Annotated in this window: 19 protein-coding genes, 1 tRNA gene and 4 pseudogenes; 9 read left to right on the forward strand and 15 right to left on the reverse strand. The window is 36.0% G+C overall.

The features are described 5' to 3' along the window. Positions 1-49: 49 nt before the first annotated feature. Together uvrB and ABWU29_RS01660 are read right to left on the reverse strand one after the other, a co-directional pair. Positions 50-1,957 carry an excinuclease ABC subunit UvrB gene (uvrB, locus tag ABWU29_RS01655; protein WP_141457217.1) on the reverse strand — a complete coding sequence of 636 codons (1,908 nt, stop codon included), beginning with the start codon at positions 1,955-1,957 and terminating at the stop codon, positions 50-52. Between the two features lie 395 nt (positions 1,958-2,352). Beyond that, positions 2,353-2,673, reverse strand: a pseudogene (locus ABWU29_RS01660) (transposase); the annotation flags it as partial. 85 nt (positions 2,674-2,758) lie between these two features. Here ABWU29_RS01660 and ABWU29_RS01665 point away from each other — a divergent pair. From ABWU29_RS01665 to ABWU29_RS01675, 3 genes and pseudogenes are all read left to right on the forward strand, one after another. Beyond that, a pseudogene (locus tag ABWU29_RS01665) lies at positions 2,759-3,580 on the forward strand (IS982 family transposase). Positions 3,581-3,591: 11 nt separating this feature from the next. Further along, complete coding sequence (locus ABWU29_RS01670; protein ID WP_182309100.1) at positions 3,592-3,840, forward strand: transposase; 249 nt, start codon at positions 3,592-3,594, stop codon at positions 3,838-3,840. Between the two features lie 214 nt (positions 3,841-4,054). Continuing rightward, a pseudogene (locus tag ABWU29_RS01675) lies at positions 4,055-5,043 on the forward strand (IS630 family transposase). Between the two features lie 230 nt (positions 5,044-5,273). Here ABWU29_RS01675 and ABWU29_RS01680 read toward each other — a convergent pair. From ABWU29_RS01680 to ABWU29_RS01690, 3 genes are read right to left on the reverse strand one after another with little or no spacing between them, the layout of a single operon-like run. Beyond that, positions 5,274-5,660: a cytochrome c-type biogenesis protein CcmH gene (locus tag ABWU29_RS01680; RefSeq protein WP_015589263.1), complete on the reverse strand. Its 387-nt coding sequence runs from the start codon at positions 5,658-5,660 to the stop codon at positions 5,274-5,276. Then, the gene (locus ABWU29_RS01685; RefSeq protein ID WP_015589262.1) at positions 5,644-6,684 is read right to left on the reverse strand and encodes a hypothetical protein; all 1,041 of its coding nucleotides are present in this window, start codon (positions 6,682-6,684) and stop codon (positions 5,644-5,646) included. Before ABWU29_RS01685 ends, ABWU29_RS01680 begins: the two co-directional genes overlap by 17 nt. A gap of 7 nt (positions 6,685-6,691) precedes the next feature. After that, positions 6,692-7,039, reverse strand: coding sequence for a ferredoxin family 2Fe-2S iron-sulfur cluster binding protein (locus ABWU29_RS01690; protein ID WP_012673282.1), 348 nt, complete (start codon positions 7,037-7,039; stop codon positions 6,692-6,694). Between the two features lie 229 nt (positions 7,040-7,268). Between ABWU29_RS01690 and ABWU29_RS01695 the strand changes: the two genes are divergently transcribed. From ABWU29_RS01695 to tnpC, 4 genes and pseudogenes are all read left to right on the forward strand, one after another. Further along, entirely contained in the window at positions 7,269-7,598 is a 330-nt protein-coding gene (locus ABWU29_RS01695) for a hypothetical protein (RefSeq protein ID WP_227738555.1), read from the forward strand. 12 nt (positions 7,599-7,610) lie between these two features. Further along, positions 7,611-7,883, forward strand: a complete 273-nt coding sequence (rpsO, locus tag ABWU29_RS01700) for a 30S ribosomal protein S15 (protein WP_006279944.1) — start codon at positions 7,611-7,613, stop codon at positions 7,881-7,883. A 14-nt stretch (positions 7,884-7,897) separates the two neighbouring features. After that, complete coding sequence (gene pnp / locus ABWU29_RS01705) at positions 7,898-10,171, forward strand: polyribonucleotide nucleotidyltransferase (RefSeq protein WP_141457247.1); 2,274 nt, start codon at positions 7,898-7,900, stop codon at positions 10,169-10,171. A gap of 205 nt (positions 10,172-10,376) precedes the next feature. Then, a pseudogene (gene tnpC / locus ABWU29_RS01710) lies at positions 10,377-11,739 on the forward strand (IS66 family transposase). 265 nt (positions 11,740-12,004) lie between these two features. Here the strand turns inward: tnpC and ABWU29_RS01715 are convergent. The 3 genes from ABWU29_RS01715 to rpmE form a co-directional block, all read right to left on the reverse strand. Continuing rightward, positions 12,005-13,468, reverse strand: coding sequence for a hypothetical protein (locus ABWU29_RS01715; protein ID WP_015589260.1), 1,464 nt, complete (start codon positions 13,466-13,468; stop codon positions 12,005-12,007). A gap of 315 nt (positions 13,469-13,783) precedes the next feature. Continuing rightward, a complete protein-coding gene (locus tag ABWU29_RS01725) occupies positions 13,784-14,578 on the reverse strand; it encodes an NAD kinase (RefSeq protein WP_141457245.1) in 795 nt (264 codons plus the stop codon). Positions 14,579-14,616: 38 nt separating this feature from the next. Next, positions 14,617-14,820: a 50S ribosomal protein L31 gene (gene rpmE / locus ABWU29_RS01730; protein ID WP_007548602.1), complete on the reverse strand. Its 204-nt coding sequence runs from the start codon at positions 14,818-14,820 to the stop codon at positions 14,617-14,619. Between the two features lie 128 nt (positions 14,821-14,948). Between rpmE and fabD the strand changes: the two genes are divergently transcribed. Continuing rightward, on the forward strand, positions 14,949-15,929 hold the full coding sequence (gene fabD / locus ABWU29_RS01735) for an ACP S-malonyltransferase (RefSeq protein WP_015589258.1): 981 nt from the start codon (positions 14,949-14,951) through the stop codon (positions 15,927-15,929). Between the two features lie 39 nt (positions 15,930-15,968). On the opposite strand, the gene gpmI is transcribed toward fabD, so the two are convergent. The 7 genes from gpmI to ABWU29_RS01770 all read right to left on the reverse strand — a co-directional run bounded on the left by gpmI (position 15,969) and on the right by ABWU29_RS01770 (position 21,912). Continuing rightward, positions 15,969-17,489, reverse strand: coding sequence for a 2,3-bisphosphoglycerate-independent phosphoglycerate mutase (gene gpmI, locus ABWU29_RS01740; protein ID WP_015589257.1), 1,521 nt, complete (start codon positions 17,487-17,489; stop codon positions 15,969-15,971). 33 nt (positions 17,490-17,522) lie between these two features. Further along, positions 17,523-17,594: transfer RNA gene (locus ABWU29_RS01745), tRNA-Asn, on the reverse strand. 679 nt (positions 17,595-18,273) lie between these two features. Further along, the gene (gene purH / locus ABWU29_RS01750; protein ID WP_015589256.1) at positions 18,274-19,785 is read right to left on the reverse strand and encodes a bifunctional phosphoribosylaminoimidazolecarboxamide formyltransferase/IMP cyclohydrolase; all 1,512 of its coding nucleotides are present in this window, start codon (positions 19,783-19,785) and stop codon (positions 18,274-18,276) included. An 80-nt stretch (positions 19,786-19,865) separates the two neighbouring features. After that, complete coding sequence (gene fmt / locus ABWU29_RS01755; RefSeq protein WP_015589255.1) at positions 19,866-20,765, reverse strand: methionyl-tRNA formyltransferase; 900 nt, start codon at positions 20,763-20,765, stop codon at positions 19,866-19,868. 12 nt (positions 20,766-20,777) lie between these two features. Beyond that, on the reverse strand, positions 20,778-21,143 hold the full coding sequence (rplT, locus tag ABWU29_RS01760; RefSeq protein ID WP_015589254.1) for a 50S ribosomal protein L20: 366 nt from the start codon (positions 21,141-21,143) through the stop codon (positions 20,778-20,780). Between the two features lie 20 nt (positions 21,144-21,163). Next, a complete protein-coding gene (gene rpmI / locus ABWU29_RS01765) occupies positions 21,164-21,370 on the reverse strand; it encodes a 50S ribosomal protein L35 (RefSeq protein ID WP_015589253.1) in 207 nt (68 codons plus the stop codon). Positions 21,371-21,468: 98 nt separating this feature from the next. Then, positions 21,469-21,912 carry a PAS domain-containing protein gene (locus tag ABWU29_RS01770; protein WP_015589252.1) on the reverse strand — a complete coding sequence of 148 codons (444 nt, stop codon included), beginning with the start codon at positions 21,910-21,912 and terminating at the stop codon, positions 21,469-21,471. Between the two features lie 165 nt (positions 21,913-22,077). On the opposite strand from ABWU29_RS01770, the gene alaS reads away from it, so the two are divergent. Further along, complete coding sequence (alaS, locus tag ABWU29_RS01775) at positions 22,078-24,711, forward strand: alanine--tRNA ligase (protein ID WP_141457239.1); 2,634 nt, start codon at positions 22,078-22,080, stop codon at positions 24,709-24,711. The last annotated feature ends 55 nt before the right edge of the window (positions 24,712-24,766 follow it).

The following is a 24,766-nucleotide window of genomic DNA, read 5'->3' on the forward strand; positions in this document are numbered from 1 at the left end:
ATTATTTACACTTTCATGCTATGCCCATAGCATCATATATTACTTAACCTTACAATAATTTTTTTATTCTTGCTGCTTCTTCAAACTCCAAATTTTTAGCATGCTCTATCATTTGCTTTCTCAAATCATCCTTATTAGTATTTACTTTCGGTTCTGCTATTGCCCTCTCCTGTAAGGTGTTTGATATAGGTTTTATTATAGTCTTCGGGATAATATTGTGCAATATATTATGTTCTTCTTGTTTTTTTCTTCTTCTTTCGGTCTCTCTCAATGCACGATCTAAAGAACCAGTGATTTTATCTGCATACAAAATTACTCTACCTTCAGCATTACGTGCAGCACGACCAATCGTTTGAATTAATGAAGTTTCCGATCGCAAAAATCCTTCTTTATCAGCATCCAAAATTGCAACCAACCCACACTCTGGAATATCAAGACCTTCCCTCAGCAAGTTAACACCTACTAAAACATCGATTTCTTTAGATCTCAATTTGTATATAATTTCTATTCTCTCCAGCGCAGCAATATCAGAATGCAAATAACTCACTCTCATATTCAATTCACTCATATATTCAGCTAAATTTTCAGCCATCTTTTTCGTCAATGTAGTGATTAAAACACAAAATCCCTTCCCTATTGTCACTTGTGCCTCATGAATTACATCATCAATTTGACTCTCTATTGGTTTTACAATGCAGATTGGGTCTGTAAGCCCTGTTGGACGGATAACTTGCTCTATAAATACATTATTGGTCTTTGCCAACTCATACTTTCCTGGAGTGGCTGAAATGTAAACAGTCTGCGGCCTAACTCCCTCCCACTCTTCAAATTTTAATGGACGATTATCAAAAGCGGAAGGGAGCCTGAAGCCATAGTCAATCAATTTCTTTTTACGCGCCTCATTACCACTGTACATCGCACCAACCTGAGGAACGGTGACATGACTCTCATCAACAAATAAAATTACGTCTTTGGGTAAATATTCAAACAAAGTAGGCGGTGGATCCCCAGCTTCCATTCCATAGAGATAACGCGAATAATTTTCAATACCTTTACATATTCCTGTTGTTCTCATCATTTCGATATCAAAATTAGTGCGTTGCTCGAGGCGCTTTGCTTCAACAATCTTATTTTGCGAGTAGTAATAATCCAAGCGTTCATGCAGCTCTTTTTTGACTAGTTCAATTGCCTGCAACAAAGCCTCACGCGGGGTTATGTAATAGCTATTTGGAAAAATGGTGATTTTATTTACGCCTTTGGTAACATTGCCCGTTATAGCATCAACTTCAGAAATTTCTTCTATTTCATCGCCAAATAACGATAAACGCCAAGCTTTATTTTCATAATGGGAAGGAAATATATCAATAATATCGCCGCGCACTCTGAAATATCCTCTCTCAAACCTGGCATCAGAGCGCTTGTATTGAAGATCAGTTAAGTTGCTCAGGAAATCATTAATACGAATTTTATTTCCAACACTAAGCGGTATGATCATGCTGCGGTAGCTCTCAGGCGAACCAAGACCGTATATGCAGGAAACACTGGCAACTACGATCGTATCCCTGCGCTCCAAAAGGGAGCAGACGGTGGAATAACGCAGCATCTCAATTCTTTCGTTAATTGCAGAATCTTTTTCGATATAAGTATCAGTTTGTGGTAAATAGGCTTCAGGTTGATAATAATCATAATAAGAAATGAAGTATTCAACAGCATTATGGGGAAACAATCCTTTCATTTCCTCATAAAGCTGTGCTGCTAAAGTTTTATTGTGTGCCATAATTAATGCAGGCCTGTTTGTCCTTGCAATAACATTTGCCATAGTAAAAGTTTTCCCAGAACCAGTAACTCCAAGCAAAACCTGATCTCTTTTATTGCTATTTAGCCCTGCAATTAAGCTATCGATTGCCTGTGGTTGATCCCCAGCCGGTTGAAAATGTGTAGCGATTTGAAATTCCATAGACTTTACTTACTATCTTTGATTCATTGTATAGTAAACACTATATTGCTTTTAAGATAAGTTGTATAGCTATCGTAAAGCCATAAAACATTAACCAACAATGTCATGCAAGTAGCTGACACTGGAATCTTGTTTCAATGTTAAACAAAATACCATAGAATTCAAGAAGACAATTCCTAAAAAATCCCTACATCCAAAAAAAGGCAAAATGCTGCTTGAATAAGCTAAATTTTTTTAGATGCAAAAACAATAAAACATAGTTGATACTAAAGTTATAGTACTCCTATGACAACGTTACAAAAATTAAGGAAATGGATAGCTCTGATCAATTGGAATAGTATTTTCAGGTACCGGTGGTCAATATGACATTTTTAAAATAAAGATTTAGAACCTGTTTAAAATCTTCTCAATAGAAGAGAAATGAAGGAAAGAACGACCATTTGTAGGCTAGTGTTAAGTTTTCGCTCGCAATTTTTCCACAATCGTCTGCATTTTTCTAACCAAGCGAAAGATCGCTCTACAACCCATCTTTGTGGCAATACAGCAAAGGAATGTAATTCACTTCGTTTTATTACTTCTACAGTTGCTCCAATAATCGTTTTTATTTTAGTTGCAAAATTTTCTCCTGTATAACCTGCATCGACCAGTATATTTTTAACTTCCGAGAGGTTTTCTTTTGCGCTTTCAACCATTCTCACAGCACTGCTAACCCCAGTTGTAAATTAGAAAAAATAGAAAGGGTAAGGAAATAGGGTAAACTCCGAGGTATTTGATATTCATTCCTAAAATAGGAGGTTACCAATGAAAGAGAAAGTAACAGAAATCTTTTGTATAGTCGATGATTTTTGCAATACAGTCGATGAAAATTTTGCAGAAAAACTTCTACCAAGTGGCAAAAAACCAACCAGGACGCCAGAGATTACGCATTCAGAGATTTTTACCATAATATTGCTATATCAAGTGCGACAATTTTAAAATTTTCTATGTGCATTATTTGAAATTATTATACGAATCAGCGTTTCCAAAATTGCCATCCTATAGTAGGTTTATCAGGTTAAAATCGCGGATTTTATGGTATTTAGCGCTCTTAATGCAATGGTTTTGCGAACAGTCAAAAGTGACAGGGATTTCGTACATAGATGCAACATCTATCGCTGTTTGCCATCCAAAAAGGACCTCGAGAAACAAAGTTTTCAAAGGGTTGGCAAAGATTGGAAAGACTACTTATGGGTGGTTTTTCGGTACATCTAGTAATCAATGAAACTGGCGAAATTCAAGGGGTTACGGTGATAAAAGGCAACGTTGATACCTGTGCCAAATTTAACTAAGAAATTGACTGGATTATTGTTTGGAGATAAAGGATATATCAAAAAAGATCTTTTTCACGAATTATTCGATAGAGGGTTAAAGCTTGTAACCAGTATAAAAAAGGGTATGAAAAACTCATTAATGGCGCTAAATGAGAAGATTTTGTTAAGAAAAAGATCGATTATTGAGACAGTTTTTGGCTCTCTGAAAAACAAATTTGAGATTGAGCATACTCGCCATAGATCACCGATAAATTTTTTGGTACACATTTTTTCTACGCTTGTTTCATATTCCATACAGCCGCTGCATTTCTAAGCTTTACTTCGTTGGCTAATCCGCAACTGGGGTATATAGGGTTGACACCAAGGCAATATTCTTCTGGAGAAGTTGATCGGCATGGCAGCATATCAAAGATGGGACCAGCGGAATGTAGAAGTATGTTATATGAAGCTGCACAAACAATGCTTACAGTTACCAAGAGGACATTTAAATTAAAAAACTGGGGTTGCGAAGAAAAAAGGAATGAAAAAAGCAATTGTAGCAGTAGCAAGAAAATTAGCTGTAATTATGCATAGGATGTTGGTTGATAAAACAGAATTTTATTATCAATAAACATCAAAAGAGCATAGGACAATAATTTTATTGAAAATAAAGATAGCAATGCCGATGGAAGGGACAAGCAAGAACTTAGTTAGACTTCGTGGTAATACCAATTCCTGCTACACAAGTAACGGATAGACAATAATAGAAAAAAAGCCATACTGAAGTAAGTAAAGTAGCGAGGTTTAAATGGCATTAAGATCAAAATTATTGGATGAAAAAGTGGTGGAATCAGCAAAAGAAATGCTGAAGAAAGTAAGAAATAACGCATATGTTGCAAAAAAACTAAATGCTGTAATTGCAGCAAAAAAGCACAGTATAACAGCCGTAGCAAAGATATGCTGCATTTCAAGAAAGGCACTTACTGCATGACCTAAAATTTGGCAGAGAAGAAAAATTATTTGCTCCGCCTCAACGCCGTAGAAAAACTATATTGAATCAAAGTCAACGTGAACAAGTTGAGGTGTGGATAGAGGAAAACCCCAATATTACTATAAAAGAAATGAAAATAAGAATTCAAGAAAAGTTTGGTTTGAATATCAGCAAATCTACAGTACACCGTAATATGCAAAGAATGAAATTCTCATATATCACACCAAGACCAGTGCATAACGGACAAGATAAAAGTAAACAAGAGGAATTTAAAAAAAAATCTTAATGAAACTATTGTCATGTATCCTGAAAAAGAGCTATTTTTCTTCGATGAATCGCGGTTTGGCACACATTCAAAGATTGGACACGGGTGGTTTAAAAAAGGCATTAGGACACAGGTTAAGGTAAAACTAGGTAGGCAAAATTTTTATCTCTATAGTGCAGTTAATCCCAGAAATGGAGAAAGTTCTAGCTCAAACGTCAATACTGATTGTATGAATATATTCCTTGAGCAGATGTCACAATATTTAGGAACAAGGGAGGCATTTCTTATCATGGATTGTGCTAGTTGGCATAAGTCAAAAAATTTAAAAGTACCTAAAAATATCGACATTATATACCTACCACCATACTCACCTGACCTCAATCCTGTTGAGAGGTTTTGGTTATATATAAAACAGAACATTTTGCGTAACAAAATCTACGACACAATTGCTTTGCTTGAGAGCGCTTTGTGCAAATTTATTACCTCTCTTTCTCACTCCACAATTAAAAAACTCTGCAATGCCGCTTATTTGATTCACTAGTAATGAGAATTGGTATAAACATGTTGCCGTCCACTTCCGCCTAACAAGTATAATGCGGCTTGACAAATTTATTGTCATCTCAGACCGCGGAGAGAACCATATGCTACTTTTAACTTATGTAAAATTACCAAGGATTATGGAGAAGATATGCTGTTTTGATTTGTGTGAAAATTATTGTTGACTTATGTGCAATTAGAGAACCTAAGTCACTTTAGCTATATATAAAAGGTTTAAGTGGTTGTATTGATGTATCTTTGTATTAAAAAACACCCAATAAGCAGAGTTGTAAGTGGAATAAACCACAAAATGTAAGTGCTAGATTTTATAGGCGGTACGATTATAATTGAATTGCCGTAAGAATTTTTTAACTCTGAGATTATCTCTTCATCTGTGTATCCATCATTGATTTTTTTACGAATTGCTTCTCGCATATCATACGCGATCTGAGATCCAGATTCAGACAATGATTCGCCAGAACATATTGGACACCTTATTATTTCAAATAAACTGGTTGCTCGTTTTTCCATGCTTTTATCTCTGAGTTTATTATCCAGAGTAAAAGCGTTTACGCCTGAGTGGAATATCAATATGAAAAGTAAACTAACTACTGCTCTCATCCTTGGTTAATTGGGTTATTTTACTGAGCTGGTTCATAAAATCAGTGGTGGATAACTTTCCAATAAAGCTTGACCCTACATCATCATCGTACTTTATTGAAAATTGAATGCCATCATCAGTTGTTTTTTCTGATAAGGAAGACATTAATTTTTCAAACGCATCTGAAGTTTTTGAGTCACCAATCATAAACGAGATTAATTCTTTATAATTTGATATAGCCACGTTGATTTTGTCTTTAAATGAAGACGTAACCAAATTATAATTTCGCACTCCACCATCTGCAGCAAGAGAAAAATTATTACTTTGAATTAAAAATTTCTCTATGTTGAAATTAATTCTGGAAGCTGAGATGTGGTTTACAAATTCGTAATCAAATTTAGTGTCGATACTAAGGTAACTTTCAGGACTTGCAGTATTTTTATACCGATAAGTATAAAAATCAAATCCTAGTTTAGTATTTCCACTTGGTTCTTTATCGAGGTGAAATTGAATGTAATTGCTTTTATCATTCACTTCAGTTATAACACTTTGCTGATTTTCTAAAACATCACATTTTAATCCATAATCTTCGTAACGAAGTGTATCTATATAGTCTATCACGGTACTATTTTTGTTGAATCGCAATGAAGATGGTAAATCGTTTAGTCTAACAACAAAGTGGCTGCTATCGTTTGTGTGGCATTTTATATTCTTTTTCTCATCATCATGAACAGCAATGTTGACTTCATTGCTTGGTATGTAGATATATACTGATTTATCAAACAATCTATTTTTTATCAATAAAGCATCAGATGAGATGGTTAATTGCTCATTGGAAAATTTTGGGTTTGTCACACGGAAAATTAGGTTAGAAGGAAATCCACTAAAATCATGTGAAATATCAAATTTTTCGTCGTTAATGTATAGTATTGTTTCAGCTAAAAGATTTTTTACCTTACATGCAGAAAAATACCAAAAACCACTATACGCTACAGGAATAAACAAAAGTAAAGAGATGATAATATAGATAAAAATCTTACGCATGATTCCCCTATTTATCTAATGATATGTTTCTTGTACCCCTTGGTATGGTTACACACAAGCCGTCGATATCTTTTGTGATTTTTATTTGGCATCCAAGCCTCGACGTCTCTGTTAAGCCGAAAGCTAGGTCTAACATATCATTTTCCTCATCAGATATAGGGTTATGTATTTCTACAGCATTATAAAACTTTGGATCAACAATTACATGGCATGTAGAGCAAGCAAGAGAACCTTCACATGCACCTTCAAGCAGATCTGGATCACTTCTGTGGGCTAAATTGAGCAGAGTTTCTCCCTCTGCAGCTTCATAGCTTTTCTTACTCCCATCAGGTAAAATAAAAGTAACAGATGGCATATTATTCCTATTAAAATCCTTACTAATTTCTTTATATCCTACAGGTAATAACTAATATTTGCAAACTCTTTACAATTCCAGTACCTATATTTCTTGTTATCCAAGTATCTCCTTTAGCATAGATCCCGCTAACAAGCAGCGGGATGACGATTGTCAGGGTGTCATCCCAGCGCCCCTATGATGTCATTCAAGTAGCTGACACTGGTTCCTTTATGATGGTAGCGCCCCTATGATGTCATTCCAGTGCTCCTTTCTCGTCATCCCAGTGTCAGCTACTTGGATGACAGAGGGGGGTGGGATGACAGAAGATGATGGAGTGACAGGGAGTAATACAAAAAGTTTCGTCATCCCCATTGAATCGGCTTTAAAATCGATGTTCAAAGTTGAAATTTCCCTAGAAGATGCGGGGAAAATCAGAAAAGGTCAGGAAGTTGTATTAAATAACTTGCGTAATTTAAAGAATCATGATATTTGTTGTACGGTGGTGGGTAGTGTACCTATTGCAATCTGCAGTTTTATTTATGGTTGTGTGAAACCTATTCGTGTTTTTAATATTTAAAATGAGGTTTAGATGTCGATAACATCCGAAAAGAAAAAGAGTTTGATAAATATATATGCAATTAAAGAAGATGATACAGGCTCATCTTTTGTACAATGTGCAATTTTGACCGAGAGGATCAGTAACTTAACTGAGCATTTTAAAGTGCACAAGCATGACCATCACTCTAAGCGTGGTTTACTTATATTGATAGGTAGAAGACGCAAGCACTTAAATTATATAAAGCGTAAATTTGGTAATGAAGCCTATCAGGAATTAATAGAGAAGTTAGGCATTAGAAAATAATCGAGGAATTTAATATGTTTAAAATTATAAAAAAATCTATAGAGTGGGGTGGTCGTGCCTTATCTTTAGAAACAGGAAAAATAGCACGCCAAGCTCATGGTTCAGTAGTTGTAAATTACGGTGATACTTCTGTTTTAGTAACTGTTGTACGTAAAAAGAAGGAAGAAAGCGTTGATTTCCTACCTTTAAATGTGCAGTTTATCGCAAAAAGCTATGCCATGGGTAAGATCCCTGGCGGGTTTTTTAAAAGAGAAGGCAAGCCATCTGATAGAGAAACTTTAATCTCAAGAGTAATAGATAGAAGTATAAGACCACTATTCCCAGAAGGATTTCATGATGAAATTAGTGTGGTGTGCAATCTATTAACTTATGATACAGTCAATCCTCCTGAAGTGCCAGCATTGATTGGTGCTGTTGCAGCTCTTGCAATTTCTGGTGTTCCCTTTCACTTTACTATAGCTGGAGTGATGGTTGGTTGTGATGAAAATAATAACTATATACTCAACCCTTCTGTTCAAGAGATGAAAGCAAGCAGCTTGGATCTGTTTTTGTCTGGTGATGAAAATTCAATTTTAATGGTTGAATCAGAAGTGAAAGAGCTCTCTGAAGAAAATGTTTTTAATGCAATAAAATTTGGCCATGAACACCTTAAGCCTGTCATTAAGCTCATAAAAGAGTTTGCTGATACAATTGGCAATAAACCTGAGAGCTTTGCCCCTATTGATGCATCAGATATAACACAAGAGCTCGAAAAATACGGTAAAGATTTTGAAAAAGCATATTCGCAAACAGTAAAACAAGAGCGAGTTCAAGCTCTAGAAGCGATCAGAGAGAATATATTGAATACTCTTAAAGAAACTGGAAAAGACGAAAAGTTAATTACGTATGCAGTAAAAAATTTTGAAAGATCTTTAGTACGTGAAATAATTAGGAAGAAAAGTGTAAGGATAGACGGTCGTAAGCATGATGAGATACGTCAGATAGAAGTTGAAGTTGATATTCTGTCCAAAACTCACGGTTCTGCACTATTTACAAGAGGCAATACTCAGGCACTGGTTGTTACTGCTCTTGGCACCACTCAAGATGAGCAAATTGTGGATGATATTGAAGGGGATAGACGTGAGCATTTCATGTTGCATTATAACTTTCCCTCATTTGCTGTTGGAGAAACTTCTGCTGCGCGTGCACCAGGAAGAAGAGAAATCGGTCATGGCAAACTTGCTTGGAAAGCAATTCATCCTGTTTTACCCGATAAGTCTGAATTTCCTTATACAATAAGAGTAGTGTCCGAAATTTTGGAGTCTGATGGTTCTTCTTCTATGGCAACAGTTTGTGGGACTTCTCTTGCTTTAATGGATACGGGTGTGCCAATAAAGGCCCCTGTTGCTGGAATTGCTATGGGTCTCATCAAAGATAAAGACGAGTATGTAATACTTTCCGATATACTTGGTGATGAAGATTATCTTGGTGATATGGACTTTAAAGTAGCAGGAACTAGTGAAGGGGTTACGGCGCTACAAATGGACATGAAAATTTCTGGTATAAGCTTTGAAATTGTTGAAAAATCTTTAGAACAGGCAAAAGCTGGAAGATTACTTATTTTAGAAAAAATGAATGCAGTGATTTCAGAACACAGTGATGATGTCAAAGACCATGCACCAAGGATGTTATCATTTTACATAGATAAAGACAAAATTTCTGCTGCTATAGGTTCTAAGGGGAAAAATATACGCAGTGTGTGTGAAAGAAGTAATGCAAAAATTGAAATAGGAGATGATGGTAAAGTTTCTGTTTTTGCTACGAGTGGCACTGAAGCTGAAATTGCAAAGAGTATGATGATTGATTCAATAACAGAACTAGAACAAGGTTCTATAGTTGATGTCAAGGTTGTAAGAATAGAGAAGTCTATTGTAGAGCTTGAATTTCTTAATGGCAGAAAAGGAAAAATGCACATAAGTGAAGTAGCTAATGAACATATAGATTCTATAGAGAGCGTACTTAAACAAGATGATACTTTCAAAGCACTAGTAATTGACTTCGAAAAAGGTGGGTGTCCAAAGTTGTCAAGACGTCGGGTTGATCAAGAGACGGGAGAGTTTTTTGAAGGTGAGCTTTACAACGAGGAAAGGAAAGATGGTCCAAATGACAGGGATAATTATTACAATAATTCATTTAGTAGAAAACCTGGAGGAAGTCACCATAAGAGGCCTCCTCGTCCTCGTTCTGGTTTCAGCAACAGAAATAGGCCGAAATTTGGTAATAATGATTCATCATCAGGTTTTTATTAAGAGTAAACTTCTTGCGTTACCTCTCGTCATTCCAGTGCTTAATACTGGAATGACACCCTTTCTGGTGAAGGTTGTTCTCAAATCACAATGTTAGTACAATTGTGGTGTTAGCTATAGCTAACCCAAGGTATCCGTTCAGCGGAGTGGTAGAATAAGGTAGACAAAGTGATCTAAAAAGATAATCATAGAGCAAAAGTGAGGTAATGTGGTAAACCTTTTAGAACTTTGCAAAAATTTACAGCAAAAAATAGAAAAACTGAAAGCAGAGATAGAAAACTTAAAAGCAGAAAATAAAGCTTTAAAGATAGAGAACGCTGAATTAAAGGAAAGGCTTGGTTTAAACTCGAAAAATTCATCTCTACCGAGCTCTAAAGAATTGTACAAAACAAAAAAGGACAAGCCAAAAAGCGAAAGGAATGTTGGCGATCAGGTTGAGCATAAAGGAAATTTTCATGCTACAATGGAAGCGGATAAAGTAGTAAAAATAGAGTTGCCTAATATTTGCGAATGCGGAGGAGAGCTTGTAATATGCGAAAAACCTTATGTTCACCAAAAAGTTGATCTTCCGGAAATTAGGCCTTATGTAGTAATTGGAACATGGTCGTTGTTGGAGATGCAGAAAAAGAAAAAGTAGCAAGTTACCAGAAGGTGTTACGCCAGATACATTTGGTCCAAGGGTTAAGTCTATAATTGCAGCACTCAGCGGATTTTACAAAAACTCAAAGCATGAAGTGGCTAGTATCATAAATGACATTTTTAATTTGAACATAAGTGTTGGCAGCATATCAAATAGTGAACACAGAGTTGCATTAAAATGCGAAAAAACATATGAGCAAATCGAACAAGAAATAAGCAGAAGTGAGGTTTTGCATATCGATGAAACCAGTCACTATAACAAAGGAAAACTTGGCTGGTGTTGGATGTTTGCAAGCAATACGGCAAGTTTTGTAAAATTGACAGAATCAAGAGGAATGAAGGTTTTGCAAGACAGCACATTTTGCAATCGCAATAGTTTGATAGTAACTGATAGATATTCAGCCTACAACTACTTTAATGATAAGAAAAGGCAAATCTGCTGGGCTTATTTAATAAGAGATTTTGAAAGGCTGGCTCATAGCTGGAACATTGAAGTTAAGATTCTTGGCTGTTATGTAAGAGATGTCACTACTGAATTATTTGCACTAAAAAAAGCTTTACTAAAAAATGAGATAGACATTTTAAGATTTGCCAGACGTGCAAGAAAATTGCGAAAACGTACAAGGTATTATTTGAAGGAAATATCTCGCTTACCTGAAGCAATTGGAGCTTCTCGAGTTGCAAAGAATATTTTGAAATCTGAAAGAATGATGTGGAAATTTTTAGATGACCCAGAAAATATTCCGCTGACAAATAACCATGCTGAACAGCAAATTCGGCATTATGTCGTTTATCGCAAAAATTCATATTTTACCCAATCGAAGCGGGGAAATGCATTCCTTGAACGGATAATTTCATTATACTTGACATGGAAACAAAGGGGTCTCAATCCTTTCCAAAACCTCTTATCTATCATCTCTTACACCGCTTAGCTGAACGGATACACGTGAATGTTGCAATTACAAAAGCGATCTCTACTAGGAGGATGTCATTTCAGTGCCCCTGTGATGTCATTCCAGTGCTCCTTTTTTTGTCATCCCAGTGTCAGCTACTTGGATGACAGGGGAGGGAGGTGCTACCCTGACAATCGTCATCCCGCTACGTGTTAGCGGGATCTAGAGATACCGCGAATGAATCGCGGTATGACGGTCTGCGGCGGTATGACGTAGGGCTGCACTAGCTATATCATGCATTTTATTAACCGACACTATAAACAACATCCTTACAATTATGAGATTGAACCACAACTTGCTCAAGCGTTAAGCTGCTGCGTTTAGCGTCTTTACCGTGGTTTTCCCCAAGAACATTTGTTCTTTCGTGTTTTATTTCTTCAATGAATTTCTTGTTAACGCTTTCAGGGTCAATCTTTTCCTGCGAATATATAAGATTAGTGCAATTTGTTTTTCTATAATAATGTATGCCAAAACCCACAATGAGTAATGCAAGTATACCAGAACCTATAAGTAATGATAATCCTATGTTATTAGTCAAAGGGTTTTGGTAAAATTTTTGTACACCATTAACACCATGTGTTGCAAGTAGCCCTAGAGGAAACGCTATATTTGCAGCAACTACACCAGTAAATAATGCAGTAAATATTGGTCTGTCGTTAATTACTGATTTTATTTTATTAGTTCTAGTAATTACTTTTTCGTCAATGTTAGTGAAGCCTTGTTTAGCTTCCCAAGCATTAAGTACAAAATTTGAATGAGTGCCATTGCTATATTCCAGTCTTACAGATTTTATAGCTTTATCTTTTGGCTGGTGCTCCAACACCTCAGCTAAAATTTTATCCGCATCTTTTTTTTGAATGGAATGTTCTTCAGTATCTATAAATTGCCTTGTTGCAAAAAATATTGGACCAATTGCAAGCAATGCAGCAAGTGCGATAACTGGTATAGTGATATATTTTGGGCTGTTTGTAAAAAATGCAATAAATTTTGCTTTATCTTGTAAATATAATAAAGCTGCAGATATACTGAGTATAATAGCACTTGCACCAAAAATTATAAAACCCTTCTGCTGCATGGCATACTTTGCTCTTGGCAAGAATCTGTTTGTTTTTTTATTTGTTGTGCTACCTATATCAGAATTTAGTGACAAAGACTCTTCAGAGTCATCTTTGCTTTTATACGATGGTAAAGTATTTGAAGACGCACCTAAATCATCTTTTGAGTTTTGACCACCTATTCCACTGTCTAAACTCTTTTTCGAAGATTTTGCATTTGGGTCTATAGCTGCATAAATATGTTCTTCTGATCCATTACCAGATAATCCTCCTAAACCTAAACTTGCTGTTTGTGATACCCAATCATGAGTCTCACCTTTTGTTTCTTCTAGGGAAGGAGGTAGTACTTCAGTACTAAGACCAAACAAATTTTTGTCTTCTTTGTCTTGTAAACCTGGAGCTTTTGGCAAAATCGGTGGTGCTCCATCACCATCTTTTTGTCGATTTACAGATGCATAAGTAGGATCCACTTCCTCATCATCTGATTCTTCATGTGACATTCCCTGCACACGTGGTACTACATTCAGTACACTTGAGATAGCATTTCCTGCTTCTTCAGGCGATGGTGGATCTTTTAGTGTTATCTTGCTATTGTCACCTGTTTGTTCGTAAGAAGTTAATTTTACTGTTGATTTTTCGACTGACCCATGCATATTCACTCCAAAGTTAATTACTATGCTGCATTGATTACGCTATAGTTATTAAGATGTAGTAAATACCAATTTACAGATAATGTATCTGTTTAGCAGAGTGGCAAAATAAGGTAGACGAGAAAAGACAACTATAGGAACAAATGGGTGTCATCCCAGTGCCCAGACACTGGGATCCAGAAAATTTGATTGTGTACTATACAACATTTTTGATCAAAAGCTGGATTCCAGTGTCAAGCACTGGAATGACATCACAGGGGCACTGGAATTTTTGTTTCAATATTTGTACATTAGCCATGTATCTGAACAGATACATTATTAGTATAGAAATTGTCTATCAAAGATTCTTTCATTCAGAGGGTAATCTTTGTCAAAAAGCAAAGTGATTGTGTTCTCATGGTCTTTTTGTATTTTTATCTGTGATATATCATGAAATTCTTTGTAATCTGATACTACAAGTGCTGGACGGTTTTTTGTGTCGTTAATGTCAATTTGTACGATTGTATCGTTTGATATTAACGCTCCATTCCAATGCCTTGGGTAATAGCTATTGATAGAGGTTAATGCAAGTAAATTTGAATTTAGCGGCAAGATTGGGCCACCGGCAGAGAAGTTATATGCAGTGCTACCTGTGGGAGTAGATAATATTACTCCGTCCCCTCTAAATTTTTCTACTTTTAGCTTATCATTAATAGTGATATTCATTTCTACTATTTGGTTTGCTTTTCTAAAAACATATACCTCGTTTACCGCTATGTAGTGATACCTCTTGCCACTTGTGTCTGTTGCTTCCATTTTTAGCAAAGTTAACTGAGTTGAAGTTGCATGTTCTATATGATCAATTAAATCTTCACTGCGGCTAAAGCATTTATTCATCAAAAACCCAACATTGCCGGTATTTACCCCATACACATGCATGTTTTTATTTTCTATAACGTAATTATGCAAGGTGCGTAGCATAAAGCCATCACCGCCAACAACTATCAATAGATCGATTTCGGACTTATTTTCTTCTGTTATATTGATAAAATTAAGTTTCTTTAATAGTTTAGATACTTCCTGCGATTTTGGTGATGGAGAAGCAACATAGCCTATATTTTTGTATTTATGCATGCTTCAGTAAACTCTCTAAAACTTAAAGAGGAGGAGAATTAGAAAATGCTTCCATATTTATCGTTAAACTTAGCTAATTTGCTAGTTTTACTTGCTAACCCGCTTGTCAAACTTCCAGTCCATGCAGGGTGAGTAAGAGGATCTCTATCAAGTTTTACCCTATCTCCCTCCTTTCCATAAGTGGAACGAGTTTCAAACTCTTGACCGTCTGTCATAACTATAATAATTTTATGATAATTCATTGTTGTTTATAAACTTTTAGTCAGTTAACATTCTAGTGAACTTAATTCACTAAGTCAATCATTATTCTAAAATATTGACAAAAAATAAATAAAATGTTATACTTAATAAGGAATAAGTAATAATTATCATGATTTTCGCTTTCCCTGGTCAGGGCTCTCAGTTTGTAGGAATGGGCAGGAGCTTATATAGTGAGTTTTCTGTTGCAAGACAAGTATTTAATGAAGTAGATAGCATATTGGATGGAAAGCTGTCTCATTTAATCTTCAACGGTCCTATTGAAGAATTAACCATTACAGAAAACGCTCAGCCAGCTATAATGGCAGTATCAATTGCAATGCTACGTGTTATGGAGCATGTGTTTGGCAAATCTCTTTTCACTGATCACAATGTTAAATATGTTTGTGGGCATTCAGTTGGCGAATATACAGCGCTGTGTGCTGCAGGAGCGTTAACGCTTGAGTCTGCAATCAAGCTGCTGAAAGTTCGCAGCGAAGCAATGCATGAAGCTTCACTGAAATGTAAAGGCGGAATGGTTGCGTTGCTTGGAGCAGAGATAAATGAAGTGGAAGATATATTGAAATCAGTTCAAATTGACGGAATTTGTGAAATTGCAAACGATAACGGTGGCGGACAAGTGGTTATAAGTGGCACTAGAGAAGCTCTTGAAATGTTACCCGATTTATTCAAAAACTCGAGTGTGAGGAAACTAATTAAATTACAGGTTAGTGGGCCTTTTCATTCATCTCTTATGAAACCTGCTGATGAAAAAGTTTTGGAGTTTTTGAAGGGTATTAAAATAACCCGTCCTATAGTTCCTTTGATATCAAATGTTACAGCTAAAGAGGAGAGTGATCCCAAAGTTATAAAAACTTTACTCGCCAAGCAAGTTGTAAGCAGAGTGAAATGGAGAGAAATGGTTTTGTATATGTCAAGCCGTGGCATTAACAAATTTGTTGAAATTGGCCCTAATAAAGTTTTATCTAATTTGGTCAAAAGAATTGACCAATCTATCAGTACAAAAAATATAGATAGTATTGGTGATATTGACAGCTTCTTTAATGAATCATTAGTACTAACAGCGAAAAATTTAAAAGTTGGATTAAGTTAAAACACATCTATTTGATGTCATTCCGGTGCATAACGCTGCCTAGCTGGAATGACAGAGGGTAATGCAAGAAATCAACGAACTGCCTGTCATTTCGTTTGGTTTTTTAATTCCAAGTAGCTGTAAAATAGTAGGGGCAATGTCAGATAACCTTCCGTCTCTTAGTTTTAGATTATCGCAAGACACAATAAATGGCACTTTATTTAGAGTGTGTGCTGTGTGAGGTGTATTATTTTCTTCATCGAACATACATTCCACATTACCGTGGTCTGCAGTGACAATTAATGCGGTGTTGCTTGACTTTTTAACAGCACTCAGCACTTTCGCAAGACAATCATCTACAGCTAGCACAGCTTTCTCGGCTGCTTTTATATTACCTGTATGCCCTACCATATCAGGATTAGCGTAATTTACAACTATCAGTGCGAATTCTTGGGAGTGAATTTTTTCTACAAGCTTTTCTGTGAGCTCGAAGGCTGACATTTCGGGCTGCAAATCGTAAGTTTGAACTTTTGGTGAGGGAATGAGTATTCTTTCTTCACCAGAGAAAGGTTCTTCTTTTCCACAATTGAAAAAGAAAGTCACATGAGCGTATTTCTCGGTTTCGGCGATACGTAATTGTTGCAATTTATTGTCTGCTATTGTTTGTCCTAGAGTATCAGCGAAAGAAGTAGGAGGAAAAATATGAGGAATTTTGAGATCTTCTTTATATTTCATCATGCTTAGAATTGAAGAGAGTTTTGCTACCTCAATATAGTCTGTTTTGCCTAGCAAAATACTTGCTAATTGTATCATTCGATCAGCACGAAAGTTAGCCAACAGCACTCCATCTTCTGGTTTTATACCTTGATAGTCACCTATTACTGCAGGCCTGACAAACTCATCAGTTATGTTATTTTGATAATTTTCATCAATCAACGATACTGCATTATCATGACGAGGTGCCTTTGCAAATGCGATAGCCTCATAAGCTTCAATTGTTCTCTCCCACCTGTTATCACGGTCCATAGCATAGTAACGCCCAGAAACAGTAGCAATTCTTATGTCATTTCCCTTTATACTCTTTATAAATTCTTGAATGCATTTTTTTCCTGAATTTGGCAATGTGTCTCTGCCATCTAAAAATGCATGTATCACCACTTTGATTCCATGCTGTGATATTTTATTTGCTAAAGTTGAAATATGCTTTTGATGCGAATGAACACCGCCATCTGACACCAATCCCACTAGATGGCATATACCATTCTTACTTTTTAGATCATTAATAAAACTTTGTAGATTTACATTGTTTTCTATTGTTCCAATCTCTTGATTAATGCGCTGAAGGCTTTGCATTACTACTCTACCACTGCCAATATTCATGTGGCCAACTTCTGAGTTACCTATCTGACCACCAGGTAACCCAACATCAGTTCCACAGGCGGATAAACTGCATTTTGGATAATTAGAGCTAATGTATTGCCAACAAGGTGGATTTGCGTTGCTAATAGCGTTGTATTTATTATTCTCTATTCCATTTCCCCAGCCATCTAGTATACATAAAACCACTGATTTAATGTTCATATAAAATCAACACTAGAATTTCACAGAGAAATGCTCCCCGGGCCGGATTCGAACCAGCGACCAATTGGTTAACAGCCAACTGCTCTACCACTGAGCTACCGAGGAATAAACCGTTTTTAATTTACCATGTTGAACGTTGGTTGTAAACGTTTTTTGTGTAGACTTTAAGTCCAACTGGTCACAGAAACGAAAAAACTTACTTGACAAACTCCGCCAGCCCCCTTATTGTAGTATTAAGAGTATTTCTGACTCAAAACTTGTTTTTGATCCGCGCGGGTTCAATAACAAAAATTCAGTAAAAAACTTGGAGTATCTATTGGCGGATTACATAAAATTATAGCGGCTGCATGTCTTTTTAATTTTTTCTACATTCAGCCAAATCGCGCTTATTTTAAGCGTTAGCACATTATTACAGCGCCAATTTAAAGTATTAGAGGGTCAAAACTCGCACCACGGGGCTTCTTTGCCTTTTTTTTTATTTGGTAAATTTTTTAACGTTTGTGGCTAAGCGACAGCCGTCATCCCGCTGCTTGTTAGCGGCTGAGATACCGCGGCGGTATGACGGTTCGCGGTGGGATGACGTAGGACTGCTGTCATCCCGCTGCTTGTTAGCGGGATCTCTTGTTAGCGGCTGAGATACCGCGAATGAATCGCGGTATGACGGTTCGTGGCGGCGTGACGATAAGCTCGTCATCCCGCTACGTGTTAGCGGGATCTCTTGTTAGCGGCTGAGATATCGCGGCGGTATGACGGTTTGTGGCGGTATGACGATAAGACACAAAGCCTAATGGAAAAAACTGCGAACGCCAGTGAAAAACATAGCAATTTTATTTTCATTTGCAGCTTTTATCACATCTTGATCTTTTAGCGAGCCACCGGGCTGAATTATAGCTGTAATTCCATGTTTTGTGCTTTCTACTATGCTATCTGGAAATGGGAAAAATGCATCTGAAGCAAGCACCGCACCTTTACATTTTTCACCTGCTTTTTTCACTGCAATGTTCACACTATCTATTCTGCTTGTTTGCCCTGCGCCGATGCCAATAGCACAACCATCTTTTGCTATAACTATTGCGTTGGATTTCACATGCTTACATATTTTCCAGGCAAAAATAAGATCTTTTTTTTCTTTGTCTGTTGCAGTGCATTCTGTTACTTGTTCTGCTTTTATTGTGTGGTCATTATTTTCTTGCACCAAAAACCCACCAACAACATTTTTAGTTTGGTATTTCACATTTTGTTGAAAAGATTTATGAATAATCACTCTTAAATTTTTCTTTCTTTGTAAAATTTTTAGTGCCTCATTGTTTACCGATGGTGCTATCACTACTTCTAAAAATATCTCGTTTAATTTTTCCGCTAGCTTTAAATCTATCTCCCGGTTTAAGGCAACTATACCACCAAAACTGCTTACTTCATCGCACGATAGAGCTTTTTCATATGCCTCCAAAGCATTATTACCAATAGCAGCGCCACATGGGTTATTATGCTTGATTATCACTGCTGCAGGTTCTTCGAATTCAGAAGTTATGTTAAGTGCGGATTCTATATCTACTATATTATTATAACTCAACTCTTTTCCATGTAGTTTTTCCAACGGATATTCTGTAAATTGATTACTATAAAATGCAGCTTTTTGATGGGGATTTTCACCATACCTGAGTTCTTGTACTTTATGCCCGTATAGAGCAAAAAACTCTGGTAACTCATTATTTTTACTCTGGGATAAAAACCAACTGTGAATATTAGAATCGTAGTGTGCAGTGAGAGCAAATGCTTTGGTTGCTAAGTGTTTTCTATATTCCAATGTTGTTTTATTGTTATTTTCTATCATCTCAGCTTTCAGTGCTTCATAGTCTTGAATGCTAGAAATAACTGAAGTAAAACGAAAGTTTTTTGCTGCAGCTCTAATTAATGCCACTCCGCCGATATCAATTTGTTCTATAATTTGCTCTTCATTTGAGCTGCTACTTACTGTTTCCCAAAATGGGTATAGGTTAGTTATAAGCAGGTCTATTGGCTCAATTTCTAGATCTTGCACTTCCTTTTTGTGCTTTTCTCGATCATAAAGTATTCCTCCATGAATTTTAGGGTGTAAAGTTTTTACTCTACCACCCAGTATCTCTGGAAATTGCGTATAATCTGATACTTCTTGCGTTTTTATTCCGGCATCAGATAGTGCTTTATAAGTATTTCCTGTTGAAAGAATTTCTATTTGTTGCTGCATTAAAAACGATGCAAGATCAATTATATTCGTTTTATCATATACCGATATTAAAGCTCTTTTGATTTTCATTTTTGTACAGAAAATTTTATAAGATTATATCTAAGAAAAGGAAATTTAGCTATTACATTTCTACACTAATTTAAAGCAGTCTATTCTATAAATTTTTTTACCATGCTTGATTTCAAGCCACGAATAAAATCTTCAATACTGCAAGGATTTCTCCCTTCCATTTGTACAACTTTAGGAATTAAAGTGCCACCTTTTAAACTTATGTGCATATTATCGTTAACAATCTTACCTTGTTCTGAAGCGAGAGCTTCAAAGTCAGCATCAAGTATCCTGATACGTTTATTTTCTATCTTAATGAATGCTTTTGGGTAAAACGCTTTAACCTTTCTATAAGCAACTTCACAGGCATCACTTGCATAAATTTTATAGTCTTCCACTTTGTTAGCGTAACATGCATCGTTATCGTTCTGTTTTAAGAGAAGCTGTTTTTCAATTTCGTTTAGCACTTCCAGCAGTAAATCACTGCCTAATTCAGACAATTTATCATGCAATGTCTTGTAATTATCGTTCTTTTCGATAAGAAATTTTTCCTGTTTTAAAATAGGGCCGGAATCTAATCCTTCATCCAGTTGCATAATGCTAACCCCGGTTTCTTGATCTCCTGCTAAAATTGTGTGCTGTATCGGGGCTGCACCACGCCACCTTGGTAGTAATGAAGGATGAATATTAATACAACCATATTTTGGAATATTCAAAATTTCTCTTGGAAGTATCAATCCATACGCAGCTACAACTGCAACGTCTGGTTTGAAATTTCTAAATTTTTCTTGCTCTGCCGAAAACTTTAGAGAGATAGGAGTACATACCTCTATGTTACTTTCTTCAGCGATAACATGTACTGGAGATTTCGTTGGCTTCTGTCCACGCCCTGAAGGTTTTGGAGCCTTGGTGTATACTGCTACTATTTTATTCTGTGATTTCAATAGTAAGTTTAGCGTACTAACAGCGAATTCTGGTGACCCCATGAAAATAATTCTCATGGTGTCTTTGCTTTAAGAATTCTCTGCTAATTTACCACTTACAGCTTCTACTAATTTGGCAAAATCATCCTTATAATTAACGGCCATCTCAGCAAGAATCTTTCTATTTAAATCAATGCCGGCAAGTGTAAGACCATGCATAAACCTACCATAAGTAAGCCCATGCTCTCTTACTGCTGCATTAATACGTATTATCCATAAACCACGAAAATCACGTTTACGATTTCTTCTGTCTCTATAAGCATATTGCAGTGCTTTTTCAACTCTTTGTAATGCAATTCTATAACAACTTTTTGCGCGCCCTCTATAACCCTTTGCCAGTTTCAATATTTTTTTATGACGAGCGTGAGTAGTGACTCCACGTTTTACCCGAGCCATTTTATTTTACCTCCATTTTATTAAATACCATAAGGCATATAAAGCTTAACTATACGCGAGTCAGATTTACCAAGAATCGTTGTACCGCGCTGATTACGAATATTAGATTTACTTCTCTTTACCATGCCATGCCTTTTGCCTGACTGAGTAGAAATGACTTTACCCTTAGCTGTAAGGTGAAAGCGCTTTTTGACAGAGGATTTGGTTTTTAATTTTATTTTCTTCATATTCTAAACAAATTTACAAGCACTACTATTGAGTTCTTTAATAGTAATTAAGTAGTAGTATAAATAATTTTATTAAAGAATCAAATTAAAATTGTATATTAAAGGAGTTTAAAAGTAATTACGCCCAATATATGTGTTATACCTTCTTTATTCCCAAGTGGCAACAATACTTGCCTCATTTTAACACTTTCACTTTCTTCCTCTTCGTTGATTGGACATTTACTCTCTATTACAGTATCAAGTTTATCAATGACTGCATCTATTTTATATAGTCGCAAAAATGGTGCATCAATTGCATACTTATTATCAATACGCGTCTTGTTCTCAAAACCATAGAATTCAACAGCCTTTTCTCCTGCATTTTCGCAAATATAACCTTGATCTTTGACTTCAATGATAAAACAATGCTGCCATGACTCCATTATTTCTGCAGTGTCTATTTCATGCCTTTCTGGCCAATCTCTGTCTGATCCTTTTATGTCATTCCAGTGTTGAGTCACCACATTTGCTATTCTTTTTTCTTTGCCTACATAAATTTCCATTCCAATTTCCACATATAAAACACAGATATGAGGTAAATTTATCGTGAATATATTGATTTTTTCTTACCACAAGGTGCATGTCACTAGAAGTTCTGAGATCTAGAGAGTGGTATTGATTTTATTTCCATTACAACTTATTATTTATAGATAACCTCAATAAAAACGATGAAGCTAAACGAAATCAGAGAAAGATTTATAAAATTTTTTGTAAATAATGACCACGAGCAGGTTTCTTCTTCTCCTTTGATTCCAGAACATGACCCAACGCTCATGTTCACAAATGCTGGTATGGTGCAGTTTAAAAATATTTTTACTGGTGCTCAAAAAACTGAAATGAAACGTGCTGTCTCAAGTCAAAAGTGCCTAAGAGCAGGCGGTAAACACAATGATCTGGAAAATGTTGGCTATACAACTCGGCATCACACATTTTTTGAAATGCTCGGAAATTTTAGCTTCGGTGATTACTTTAAGGAAACTGCGATAGAATTTGCGTGGGAATTTATCACTAAAGAGTTATCTCTTGATAAAAACAGACTATCCATAACCGTCTACCATACTGATGATGAGGCGTACGAGATTTGGCGTAAGATAAGTGGCTTTTCAAGTGATAAAATCATAAGAATTACAACGGATGATAACTTTTGGAGTATGGGAAGCACTGGTCCGTGCGGTCCATGTTCTGAAATTTTTTATGACCATGGGAGTCCTAATTTACAAGAGGGCGATAGAATTGTTGAAATCTGGAATCTGGTATTCATGGAGTTTAACAAAGATGAAGAAGGTAATTTACACAAATTGCCAAAAAAATGCATCGATACTGGAATGGGTCTTGAAAGAATAGCGGCTGTTATGCAAAACGTCCATGATAACTATGATATTGATTTATTTTCTGCTTTGATAAATAAATCTCAAGAGTATTGTGGAAGAACAGAAAATAAAATAGCGCATAAGATCGTAGCAGATCATCTTCGCGCGGCTGCATTTCTCATCGCAGAAGGAGTGCTTCCTGGAAATGAGGGCAGGAATTACGTATTACGCAGATTAATTAGGAGAGCCACACGTTATATTCACCTGCTTGGATATAATGATTCCCTACTCCATCGTATTTTTCCAGTGTTGATAGATAGCACGAGTTCGGCTTATATGGGAGCTGAATTAGTCAGAGCTAAAAGCTTAATAGAAACGACGTTAAAATCAGAGGAAGAAAACTTTAAAGACACTTTGATGAAAGGCATTAGTCTATTGGAAAAATTCACTGCAGATTTAAAACCAGGTGACACTCTGCCTGGAGAATTAGCGTTTAAGCTATATGATACTTATGGATTTCCTTTGGATATTACACTTGATATTTTAAAAGAGAAAAAAATAAATTTTGACCAGAAGGGTTTTGATGATGCAATGGGAGAACAAAAAGAGAGAGCACGTGCTAAATGGGCTGGATCTGGTGAAAAATCTGTTGAGCAAGTATGGTTTGATTTGATCGATAAATTTGGCAAAACAAAATTTGTTGGTTATGAGTTCAATGAAGTAAATGATGCGAAAATACTAGCTATAGTTTCCTCTAAAAATGAAGTAATTGATTCTGCAAAGGAGGGAGAAAAGATAACCATTATACTTGATAAAACACCTTTTTATGGCGAGTCAGGTGGACAGGTGGGAGATACTGGCAGTCTGATCAAATCTGATAGAAGTATTATTATAGTCGAGAATACCAATAAGGTTAATGACCTATATTTGCACAGATGCATAGTTAAGTTCGGTTCAATTTGTAAAGGTAACACAGTTGCAGCAAGCATTGACAAGGAAAGAAGGCAAACCTTAAGAAGAAATCATTCAGCTACACACCTTTTGCACTTTGTATTGAGAAAAATCTTGGGTGACCATGTCACTCAAAAAGGTTCCCTAGTTGCACCGGATAAGTTACGATTTGACTTTAGTCATAACACTCAAGTTACTCAGGATCAGCTATTCTTAGTAGAAGATATGGTAAACTCTCTAATCAGAGAAAACCTTTCTACGTCTACAAAAATTCAGAGCATGAATCAGGCAATAGACGAAGGAGCTATGGCGTTATTCGGTGAAAAATATGGCAACCAAGTAAGAGTAGTGAAGATTGGAGATTCAAGAGAACTGTGTGGTGGCACGCACGTTGAACATACTGGAGAAATTGGTTTATTTAAGATAGTAACAGAAAGTTCTGTTGCTTTTGGAGTGAGAAGAATTGAAGCTTTAACTGGTCAGGAAGCAATCAATTATGTACGTGATAATGAAATTAACTTAAAAAAAGTTGCAGAATTCGTAAAAGCACCAGCAAGTGAAATAATAAACCGATTAAATATTTTAAATCAAGAGCGCAAAGAATCTGAAGCTAAAATAAAAAATTTATATAAAAAACTTATAAGCGCAGAGAGCATAAAAAGCACTGAAATAAATGGAATAAATTTTGTAAGTCATGCTTTTACCAATATTCCAGCGAATATAATAAGAGAGTTTGTTTTGCAGCAACAAAAACCAAAAACGATAATAGCTTTCACGGCAACAGAAAAAGATAAAACAGTCTTGATTATTAAAGTAAGTAAAGACTTAGCTAATAAAATTAGTGCAAAAGAACTAGTATCAATAGCAGTTGAAAAAAATTGTGGTGGGAACGCTGAACTTGCACAAACAGGCTGTGATAGCAATAAAATAGATGATGCCATTACAGCCATTTGTAGCAAAATAGCAGCTTCTAAGCACTCTACGTCATACCACCACGAACCGTCATACCGCCGCGGCGCTAACAAGCAGCGGGATACTTAACCATCGTCTACACCGTCATACCGCGATTCATTCGCGGTATCTCTTAGCCGCTAAC

This window comes from Wolbachia endosymbiont (group A) of Phasia obesa (assembly GCF_964028125.1).
GTDB lineage: Bacteria > Pseudomonadota > Alphaproteobacteria > Rickettsiales > Anaplasmataceae > Wolbachia > Wolbachia pipientis.